Source organism: Neorhizobium sp. BETTINA12A (genome assembly GCF_023006485.1).
Taxonomy (GTDB): Bacteria; Pseudomonadota; Alphaproteobacteria; order Rhizobiales; family Rhizobiaceae; genus Neorhizobium.
This window is the reverse complement of the sequence record NZ_JALBGW010000164.1, coordinates 1-10,117: the sequence shown is the minus strand read 5'-3', so window position 1 is coordinate 10,117 and position 10,117 is coordinate 1. Positions and strand designations below refer to the sequence as shown.

General features: G+C 62.1%; 8 protein-coding genes and 1 pseudogene. All 9 read left to right on the top strand.

Going from position 1 to position 10,117, the window contains the following annotated elements:
* Positions 1–560, top strand: a pseudogene (locus MOV61_RS25050) (succinate dehydrogenase/fumarate reductase flavoprotein subunit); the annotation flags it as partial.
* A gap of 17 nt (positions 561–577) precedes the next feature.
* On the top strand, positions 578–1,357 hold the full coding sequence (locus MOV61_RS25045) for a succinate dehydrogenase iron-sulfur subunit (protein ID WP_037081594.1): 780 nt from the start codon (positions 578–580) through the stop codon (positions 1,355–1,357).
* A 188-nt stretch (positions 1,358–1,545) separates the two neighbouring features.
* On the top strand, positions 1,546–2,088 hold the full coding sequence (locus MOV61_RS25040) for a protease inhibitor Inh/omp19 family protein (RefSeq protein WP_247138527.1): 543 nt from the start codon (positions 1,546–1,548) through the stop codon (positions 2,086–2,088).
* Between the two features lie 29 nt (positions 2,089–2,117).
* Entirely contained in the window at positions 2,118–3,275 is a 1,158-nt protein-coding gene (zapE, locus tag MOV61_RS25035) for a cell division protein ZapE (protein WP_247138526.1), read from the top strand.
* A gap of 182 nt (positions 3,276–3,457) precedes the next feature.
* The gene (gene mdh, locus MOV61_RS25030) at positions 3,458–4,420 is read left to right on the top strand and encodes a malate dehydrogenase (RefSeq protein WP_007757753.1); all 963 of its coding nucleotides are present in this window, start codon (positions 3,458–3,460) and stop codon (positions 4,418–4,420) included.
* Positions 4,421–4,456: 36 nt separating this feature from the next.
* Positions 4,457–5,650, top strand: coding sequence for an ADP-forming succinate--CoA ligase subunit beta (gene sucC, locus MOV61_RS25025; RefSeq protein WP_038546514.1), 1,194 nt, complete (start codon positions 4,457–4,459; stop codon positions 5,648–5,650).
* Positions 5,651–5,669: 19 nt separating this feature from the next.
* On the top strand, positions 5,670–6,575 hold the full coding sequence (gene sucD, locus MOV61_RS25020; RefSeq protein WP_046626703.1) for a succinate--CoA ligase subunit alpha: 906 nt from the start codon (positions 5,670–5,672) through the stop codon (positions 6,573–6,575).
* Between the two features lie 239 nt (positions 6,576–6,814).
* Positions 6,815–9,811, top strand: a complete 2,997-nt coding sequence (locus MOV61_RS25015; protein ID WP_247138525.1) for a 2-oxoglutarate dehydrogenase E1 component — start codon at positions 6,815–6,817, stop codon at positions 9,809–9,811.
* A gap of 57 nt (positions 9,812–9,868) precedes the next feature.
* On the top strand, positions 9,869–10,117 hold a 249-nt coding region (locus MOV61_RS25010; protein WP_309493855.1), incomplete at its 3' end, for a biotin/lipoyl-containing protein.

The window sequence follows — 10,117 nt, the reverse complement described above, 5'->3', positions numbered from 1 at the left end:
CCGCGATCCGCGCCGGCGAGGTGATCAACAAGGCCGAGCCGATCCCGGCGCTCAACATCGCCGCCTGCGACAAGATCATGGACCGTTTCGACCGCCTGCGGAACGCCAACGGCGGAACGCCGACCGCGGTGCTGCGCGACAAGATGCAGCGCACCATGCAGGACGACGCCGCCGTGTTCCGCACCCAGGAATCGCTGGAATCGGGCTGCAAGCGCATGTCGGCGATCTGGGGCGAGCTGAAGGACATCAAGGTCACCGACCGTTCGATGATCTGGAACTCGGACCTTGTCGAGACGCTGGAACTGGAAAACCTGATGGCGAACGCGATCGCCACGGTGGTCGGCGCGGAAGCCCGCAAGGAAAGCCGCGGCTCCCACGCCCGCGAGGACTACACATCCGGCCCGTTCGGCGGCCGCGACGACGAGAACTGGCGCAAGCACACGCTTGCCTGGGTCAGCGACAACGGCGACGTCAAGCTAGACTATCGCCCGGTTCACACCGAGCTCATCGCCGAAGGCATCGATCCGCACAAGATCGAGCCGAAGGCACGCGTGTACTGATCTGAGGGAACTGGACCATGGTTGAACTCGCTCTCCCCAAGAACTCTCAGATGACCGAAGGCAAGACCTGGCCGAAGCCGGCTGGTGCCAAGAACGTCCGGGAATTCCGCATCTACCGCTGGAGCCCGGATGACGGCCAGAACCCGCGCATCGACACCTATTATATCGATGTCGACGATTGCGGCCCGATGGTTCTCGACGGTCTGCTCTACATCAAGAACAATATCGACCCGACGCTGACGTTGCGCCGCTCCTGTCGCGAGGGCATCTGCGGCTCCTGCGCGATGAACATCGACGGCACCAACACGCTCGCCTGCACCAAGGGCATGGACGACGTGAAGGGCACCGTGAAGGTCTATCCGCTGCCGCATATGCCTGTGGTCAAGGACCTGGTTCCGGACCTCACCAACTTCTACGCCCAGCACCGCTCGATCGAGCCCTGGCTGAAGACGGTTTCGCCGCCGCCGGCCAAGGAATGGAAGCAGAGCCACGAAGACCGCCAGAAGCTCGACGGCCTCTACGAGTGCATCCTGTGCGCCTGCTGCTCGACCTCCTGTCCGAGCTACTGGTGGAACGGCGACCGGTATCTCGGCCCGGCCACCCTTTTGCAGGCCTATCGCTGGCTGATCGATAGCCGCGACGAAGCCAAGGGCGAGCGCCTCGACAATCTCGAGGACCCGTTCCGGCTCTATCGCTGCCACACGATCATGAACTGCGCCCAGACCTGCCCCAAGGGCCTGAACCCGGCCAAGGCGATCGCCGAAATCAAGAAGATGATGGTCGAGCGCCGCGTCTGAGGCGTTCTCGGCAATTTGATGCCTCATTCGGTCCCTGCGTCGGCGGGACCGGATGCATTGCAGCATTCTTCTTGATCAGCCATGCCGAATTGTTCCAGTACGACTTGATTAACCAAGGTGGTTTACGATAATTCGGTCTCAATTCAGTGGCATCGGTGGCGGGTCAAGCTGAAAGCAGGAGTTAGATGATGCAGTTCAGATACGTGGCGACGGGACTTGTTCTAGCCTTGGCACTGGCGGGTTGCCAGCGCACTTCGTATAGCCCCTACAGCGATCTGCCTGCCCAACCCTCTCAGCCCGCTCCGCTTCAGGCGCAGCCCGTGCCGTCCGTTCAAGGCGGCCAGTTGCCGCCGCCTCCCGGCACCGCGGGTTCCTCCCAGTTCCCGAGCGCGCCCGGCGCAAATCCTGCCATGGCTTCGGCCAATCCGGCCGCACCGCCTGCGAGTGCGCTCGACGTCAAGAAGGAAGCGATGGTCGGCAACTGGCGCGTTTCCAACGGCGGTTCGTCCTGCGACATGTTCTTGACGCTCACCAATCTCGGCGGTGGTTCGCGCGGCGGTACCCGCGGCTGTGCCGGCGAACTGACGGCAATGGGTTCGTGGGAAGTGTCCGGCAAGATGGTCCAGTTCAAGAACCGGGCCGGCGACGTGATCGGACGCGTCTACAAGAGCGCCGAGAACCGCTTTGACGGCACGATGAATTCCGGTCAGCAAGTCAGCCTCAGCCGTTAAGCGGCCCCCGCAATTTCGAGGGCGTCCGGTTGGAACCCATCCCCGAATACACGACGAGTGTCGGTGAGGAGCTGAGAGCCCTCACCGCATCCGGCGTGCTGACCGCCGATCGGGCCCAGCTTTCGGTTGCCGCCAAACTCGACCATCTGCTGACCTGCCTTCGCGAGACGAGGCCGGCGAAGAAGAAAAGCTCGCTCGGCTGGCTTTTCGCCAAGGGCGGCGGGCGGCCGCGCGAAATACGCGGGCTCTACGTGCATGGCAGCGTCGGGCGTGGCAAGACCATGCTGATGGACATGTTCTTCAAGAAGGCGCCAACGACGAAGAAACGCCGGGCGCATTTCCACGAGTTTATGGCGGATGTGCACAACCGCATCCACGACCACCGCCAGAAGCTGAAACGCGGCGAGACCAAGCAGGCCGATCCCGTGCCGCCGGTCGCTGCAGCCCTCTTTGCGGAGGCCGAACTCCTCTGCTTCGACGAATTCTCGGTCACCGACATCACCGACGCGATGATCCTGGCGCGGCTGTTCACGGAGCTGTTCGGGCTCGGCTGTGTTCTTGTCGCCACCTCAAACGTTGCGCCGGACGATCTCTACAGGGACGGGCTGAACCGCGGCCTCTTCCTGCCGTTTATCGCGCTGCTCAACCGGTATGTCGACGTGGTCACCCTCGATTCACCCAACGACTACCGCATGCAGAAGCTCGCAAGCCTGCCGGTCTACGTGACGCCGCTCGACGCGCGCGCCGACGCGGCGATGGAATCCGCCTGGCACCAGGTGACCGAGGGCGAGAAGGCGGCGCCTGCCGAGATCCCGATAAAGGGCCGCAGCATCCATGTGCCCTCGGCCGCCGGGCGGGCGGCGCGCTTCGATTTCAGGGACATCTGCGGCAAGCCGCTGGGTGCGTCGGACTATCTGGCGCTTGCCCATCGTTTCGATGCCATCTTCGTCGAGCACGTTCCGCAGCTCGGGCCGGAGAAGCGCAACGAAACCAAGCGGCTGATCAATCTCGTCGACACGCTCTACGACCACACGGTCCGGCTCTATATTTCCGCGGCGACCGCGCCGGAAGGTATCCTCCTGGAGCGAAAAGGCACAGAAGGCTTCGAGTTCGACCGCACCATCTCGCGTCTTTTCGAGATGCGCAGCCCTGACTATCTTGCGCTGCACCAGGAAAAGCGCCGCTGACTTTAACGGTTTGGTGACAGAAAATCTTACGTTTACGTAAGAGTTTTGATATCTAACCGATTGAAAAAGTTGAGCGGAAAATAATCGATTGCCATTTTGAGCGGATGGGGCTATGCGGTCTGGCACATTGGTAGGCGAGCCGTAGTCTGCCAAGGATTCGGATCTCGAAAGGAAGCTTTTCGATGGCGCGCAAGAAGATCGCACTTATTGGTTCTGGCATGATTGGTGGCACGCTGGCGCATCTCGCCAGCCTGAAGGAACTGGGCGACATCGTCCTCTTCGACATCGCCGACGGCATTCCGCAGGGCAAGGGCCTCGATATCGCCCAGTCCGGCCCGGTCGAGGGCTTCAATGCCAAGCTTTCCGGCGCCAGCGATTACGCGGCCATCGAGGGCGCCGACGTCTGCATCGTCACCGCCGGCGTCGCCCGCAAGCCGGGCATGAGCCGCGACGACCTGCTCGGCATCAACTTGAAGGTCATGGAACAGGTCGGCGCCGGCATCAAGAAATATGCCCCGAATGCCTTCGTGATCTGCATCACCAACCCGCTCGACGCGATGGTCTGGGCTCTCCAGAAGTTCTCCGGCCTGCCGAAGAACATGGTTGTCGGCATGGCCGGCGTGCTCGACTCGGCTCGCTTCCGTCTCTTCCTCTCCGAAGAATTCAACGTCTCCGTCCAGGACGTCACCGCCTTCGTTCTCGGCGGCCACGGCGACACGATGGTGCCGCTCGCCCGTTACTCGACCGTCGGCGGCGTACCGCTCACCGACCTCGTCAAGATGGGCTGGGTCACCAAGGAACGTCTCGAAGAAATCATCCAGCGCACCCGTGACGGCGGCGCTGAAATCGTCGGCCTGCTGAAGACCGGTTCGGCCTATTACGCGCCTGCCGCTTCGGCGATCGAAATGGCTGAATCCTTCCTCAAGGACAAAAAGCGCGTTCTCCCGGCTGCCGCCTATCTCTCCGGCCAGTACGGCGTGAAGGACATGTATGTCGGCGTTCCGACGATCATCGGTGCCGGTGGCGTCGAGCGCATCATCGAGGTCGAGTTCAACAAGGACGAAGAAGCCGCCTTCCAGAAGTCCGTCGGCGCCGTTGCCGGCCTCTGCGAAGCCTGCATCAACATCGCCCCGGCTCTCAAGTAATTGACGCGCTGAAGTCATCGAAACAGGGATAAACCCATGAACATTCATGAATATCAGGCTAAGGCTCTGCTGAAGGGTTATGGCGCGCCGGTTGCGGAAGGTGTCGCGATCCTGAAGGCTGACGAGGCCGAGGCGGCTGCGAAGTCGCTGCCGGGTCCGCTTTACGTCGTCAAGAGCCAGATCCATGCGGGCGGCCGCGGCAAGGGCAAGTTCAAGGAACTCGGCCCCGACGCCAAGGGCGGCGTTCGCCTCGCCTTCTCGATCGAAGAAGCCAAGGCGCATGCCAAGGAAATGCTCGGCAACACGCTGGTGACCGCGCAGACCGGCGAAGCCGGCAAGCAGGTCAACCGCCTCTATATCGAAGACGGCGCCGATATTGCCCGCGAACTCTATTGCTCGCTGCTGGTCGACCGCTCGGTCGGCCGCGTCGCATTCGTGGTTTCGACCGAAGGCGGCATGGACATCGAAGCCGTCGCCCACGATACGCCTGAAAAGATCCACACAATCGCCATCGATCCGGAAGCCGGCGTAACGGCTGCGGACATTGCTGCGATCTCCAAGGCTCTGGAACTCGACGGCGCTGCCGCCGAAGACGCCAAGTCGCTCTTCCCGCTGCTCTACAAGGCCTTCAACGAGAAGGACATGGCCCTTCTTGAGATCAATCCGCTGATCGTCATGAAGAACGGCCACCTGCGCGTCCTCGACGCGAAGATGTCGTTCGATGGCAATGCGCTCTTCCGTCACGACGACGTCAAGGCGCTGCGCGACGAGACTGAAGAAGACGCCAAGGAAATCGAGGCCTCCAAGTGGGACCTCGCTTACGTGGCGCTCGACGGCAATATCGGCTGCATGGTCAACGGCGCCGGTCTGGCCATGGCGACGATGGACATCATCAAGCTCTACGGCAAGGAGCCGGCTAACTTCTGCGACGTCGGCGGCGGCGCCGGCAAGGAGAAGGTGGCTGCGGCCTTCAAGATCATCACTGCGGACCCGAAGGTCGAGGGCATCCTCGTCAACATCTTCGGCGGCATCATGCGCTGCGACGTCATCGCTGAAGGCGTTGTCGCGGCGGTGCAGGAAGTCGGCTTGAAGGTTCCGCTCGTGGTGCGCCTCGAAGGTACCAATGTCGAGCTCGGCAAGAAGATCCTGAATGAATCTGGTCTCGCTATCACGGCGGCTGACGACCTTGACGATGCGGCGAAGAAGATCGTCGCGGCGATCGAAGCCTAACCTGGAAGGACCGGAACCAATGTCTATTCTCGTCAACAAAGACACCAAGGTCATCGTCCAGGGCCTGACCGGGAAGACCGGCACCTTTCATACCGAGCAGGCGCTCGCCTACTACGGCACCAAGATGGTGGGCGGCGTTCATCCCAAGAAGGGCGGCGAATCATGGTCGTCCGGCGTCGACGGTACGTCGCTGCCGATCTTCACCTCGGTTGCCGAAGCCAAGGAACGCACGGGCGCCGACGCGACCGTGATCTACGTTCCGCCGGCAGGCGCAGCGGACGCGATCATCGAGGCGATCGAAGCCGAAGTTCCTTTCATCACCTGCATCACCGAAGGCATCCCGGTCATGGACATGGTGCGCGTCAAGGCTCGCCTCGACCGTTCCAAGTCGCGCCTGCTCGGCCCCAACTGCCCGGGCATCCTGACCCCGGAAGAATGCAAGATCGGCATCATGCCGGGCTCGATCTTCCGCAAGGGCTCGGTCGGCATCGTTTCCCGCTCGGGCACGCTCACTTATGAGGCCGTGTTCCAGACCTCGAACGAAGGCCTCGGCCAGACGACCGCTGTCGGCATCGGCGGCGACCCGGTCAAGGGCACCGAGTTCATCGACGTCCTGGAAATGTTCCTCGCCGACGACGCCACCACCTCGATCATCATGATCGGCGAAATCGGCGGTTCGGCTGAAGAAGACGCAGCGCAGTTCCTCAAGGACGAAGCCAAGAAGGGCCGCAGCAAGCCGATGGCCGGCTTCATCGCAGGTCGCACCGCTCCGAAGGGCCGCACCATGGGTCATGCCGGTGCCGTGGTTTCCGGTGGCAAGGGTGATGCGGAATCGAAGATCGCGGCCATGGAATCGGCGGGCATCAAGGTGTCGCCGTCCCCGGCCCGTCTCGGCAAGACCTTGGTTGAAGTCCTCAAGGGCTGACGCCACATAAAGGACACTCGCCGCCCCTAGATAGATAGGTGGCGATTGATCCGACAAGCTTCGGACAGGCGAAGCGCTTCATGCTTCGCCTGTCCGTGTTTTGCGTCTCTTAATTTTGGGGGCGCGTGACCGCCAGATGCGGTCCGGTACCAAGACGAAGACCAAGAAAATGCGGAAGACCGGAAGTATTTTTCGGTTCCGATTACGTCAGGAGGCGGGCGCGGCGCCCGCAGATAACCATGGCACGGCAAGAAGCCAACGAGCAGTTCCTCATCACCTCTTTCCTCGACGGACAGAACGCGGCCTATATCGAGCAGCTTCATGCTCGGTACGAGGACGACCCGACATCCGTCGCACCGGAATGGCAGGCCTTCTTCAAGGCACTCGCCGACAATCCGGACGATGTGAAGGCGGCCGCCAAGGGAGCCTCATGGCAGCGCAAGAACTGGCCGATCACGGCTAACGGCGAACTGGTGTCGGCACTCGACGGCAACTGGCCGATCGTCGAAAAGGCGATCGAAACGAAGGTCAAGGCGAAGGCGGAAGCGACTGCTGTCGCGACCGGCAAGCCGGTCAACGAAACCGATGTGCTGCAGGCGACGCGCGATAGCGTCCGCGCCATCATGATGATCCGCGCCTACCGCATGCGCGGCCACCTGCATGCCAAGCTCGACCCGCTCGGCATTGCCAGCGCGGTCGAGGACTATAACGAGCTGTCGCCGTCCGCTTACGGCTTCACCGAAGCAGACTACGACCGCAAGATCTTCATCGACAACGTGCTCGGCCTCGAATACGCGACGCTGCGCCAGATGATCGAGATTCTGGAGCGGACCTATTGCTCGACCCTCGGTGTCGAGTTCATGCATATCTCCAATCCGGAAGAAAAGTCCTGGATCCAGGAGCGCATCGAAGGCCCGGGCAAGGGCGTCGAGTTCACGCCGGAAGGCAAGAAGGCGATCCTTTCCAAGCTGGTCGAGGCTGAAGGTTACGAGCAGTTCCTCGACGTCCGGTTCAAGGGCACCAAGCGCTTCGGCCTCGACGGCGGTGAATCGTTGATCCCGGCGCTCGAACAGATCATCAAGCGCGGCGGCCAGGAGGGCCTTGAAGAAGTCGTTCTCGGCATGCCGCATCGCGGCCGCCTGAACGTGCTCACCAACGTCATGCACAAGCCGCACCGTGCTGTCTTCCACGAGTTCAAGGGCGGTTCGTTCAAGCCCGACGAAGTCGAAGGCTCGGGCGACGTCAAGTACCATCTCGGCGCTTCGTCGGACCGTGAATTCGACGGCAACAAGGTCCACATGTCGCTGACGGCCAACCCGTCGCATCTGGAAATCGTCAACCCGGTGGTCATGGGCAAGGCCCGCGCCAAGCAGGACATGCTCGCCAAGGCCTGGGACGGCGATATCATTCCGCTGAAGGAACGCTCCAAGGTTCTGCCGCTGCTGCTGCACGGCGATGCCGCGTTTGCGGGCCAGGGCGTCGTGGCCGAAATCCTCGGCCTGTCGGGTCTGCGCGGCCATCGCGTTGCCGGCACGATGCACGTCATCGTCAATAACCAGATCGGCTTCACCACCAACCCGGCCTTCTCGCGTTCGTCGCCCTATCCGTCCGACGTCGCAAAGATGATCGAGGCGCCGATCTTCCACGTCAATGGCGACGATCCGGAAGCGGTCGTCTATGCCGCCAAGGTCGCGACCGAATACCGGATGAAGTTCCACAAGCCGGTCGTCATCGACATGTTCTGCTACCGCCGCTTCGGTCATAACGAAGGCGACGAGCCGGCGTTCACGCAGCCGAAGATGTACAAGGTCATCCGCGCCCACAAGACGGTCGCGCAGATCTATGCCGACCGCCTGATCGCCGAAGGCCTCGTCACCGATGGTGAATTCGAGAAGATGAAGGCCGACTGGCGCGCCAATCTCGAAACCGAGTTCGAGGCCGGCCAGAGCTACAAGCCGAACAAGGCCGACTGGCTGGACGGTCAGTGGTCGGGCCTGCGCTCGGCCGACAATGCCGACGAACAGCGCCGCGGCAAGACTGCGATGCCGATGAAGGAACTGAGGGAAATTGGCCGCAAGCTGGCGACCATTCCGGAAGGCTTCAACGCGCACCGCACCATCAAGCGGTTCATGGAGAACCGTTCGCAGATGGTCGAGACCGGCGAAGGCATCGACTGGGCCATGGCGGAAGCCCTGGCATTCGGCTCGCTTGCCGTCGAAGGCACCAAGATCCGCCTGTCCGGTCAGGATTGCGAACGCGGCACGTTCTCGCAGCGTCATTCGGTTCTCTACGATCAGGACACCGAAGAGCGTTACATCCCGCTCGCCAACCTGTCGCCGACCCAGGCCCGTTACGAAGTCATCAACTCGATGCTTTCGGAAGAGGCTGTCCTCGGCTTCGAATACGGTTATTCGCTTGCCCGTCCGAATGCGCTGACGCTGTGGGAAGCCCAGTTCGGCGACTTCGCCAACGGTGCGCAGGTCGTGTTCGACCAGTTCATCTCGTCGGGCGAACGCAAGTGGCTGCGCATGTCCGGTCTCGTCTGCCTTCTGCCGCACGGTTATGAAGGCCAGGGTCCGGAACACTCTTCGGCCCGCCTGGAACGCTGGCTGCAGATGTGCGCCGAAGACAACATGCAGGTCGCCAACGTCACGACGCCGGCCAACTACTTCCACATCCTGCGCCGGCAGACGAAGCGGGACTTCCGCAAGCCGCTGATCCTGATGACGCCGAAGTCGCTGCTGCGCCACAAGCGGGCCACCTCGACGCTTGCCGAAATGGCCGGCGAATCCGCCTTCCATCGCCTCCTCTGGGACGATGCGGAGGTCATCAAGGATGGTCCGATCAAGCTGCAGAAGGATGCCAAGATCCGTCGCGTCGTGCTCTGCACCGGCAAGGTCTATTACGACCTTCTCGAAGAGCGCGAAAAGCGCGGCATCGACGACATCTACCTGCTGCGCATCGAACAGCTCTATCCGTTCCCGGCCAAGGCCTTGATCAACGAACTTTCCCGCTTCCGCAACGCGGAAATGGTCTGGTGCCAGGAAGAGCCGAAGAACATGGGCGGCTGGTCGTTCATCGACCCGTATCTGGAATGGGTTCTGGCGCATATCGATGCCAAGTATCAGCGTGTCCGGTATACGGGCCGGCCGGCAGCGGCCTCGCCTGCAACGGGCCAGATGTCGAAGCATCTCGCACAGCTCGAAGCCTTCCTCGAAGACGCGCTCGGCGGCTGATTCCCAGCCGCTCCTTCACTTTTCACAGACACAACCTGACAAACACGGAAACAGATCATGGCCACCGAAATCCGCGTCCCCACTCTCGGCGAGTCCGTCAGCGAGGCAACTGTCGGCACCTGGTTCAAGAAGGTCGGCGATACGGTCAAGGCCGACGAGCCGCTCCTTGAGCTCGAAACGGACAAGGTGACCGTCGAGGTTCCGTCGCCGGCCGCCGGCGTTCTGACCGAGATTGTCGCCGCCAATGGCGAGACCGTCGGCCTCGGCGCCCTGCTCGGCCAGATCGCCGCAGGTGCTGCTGGTGCC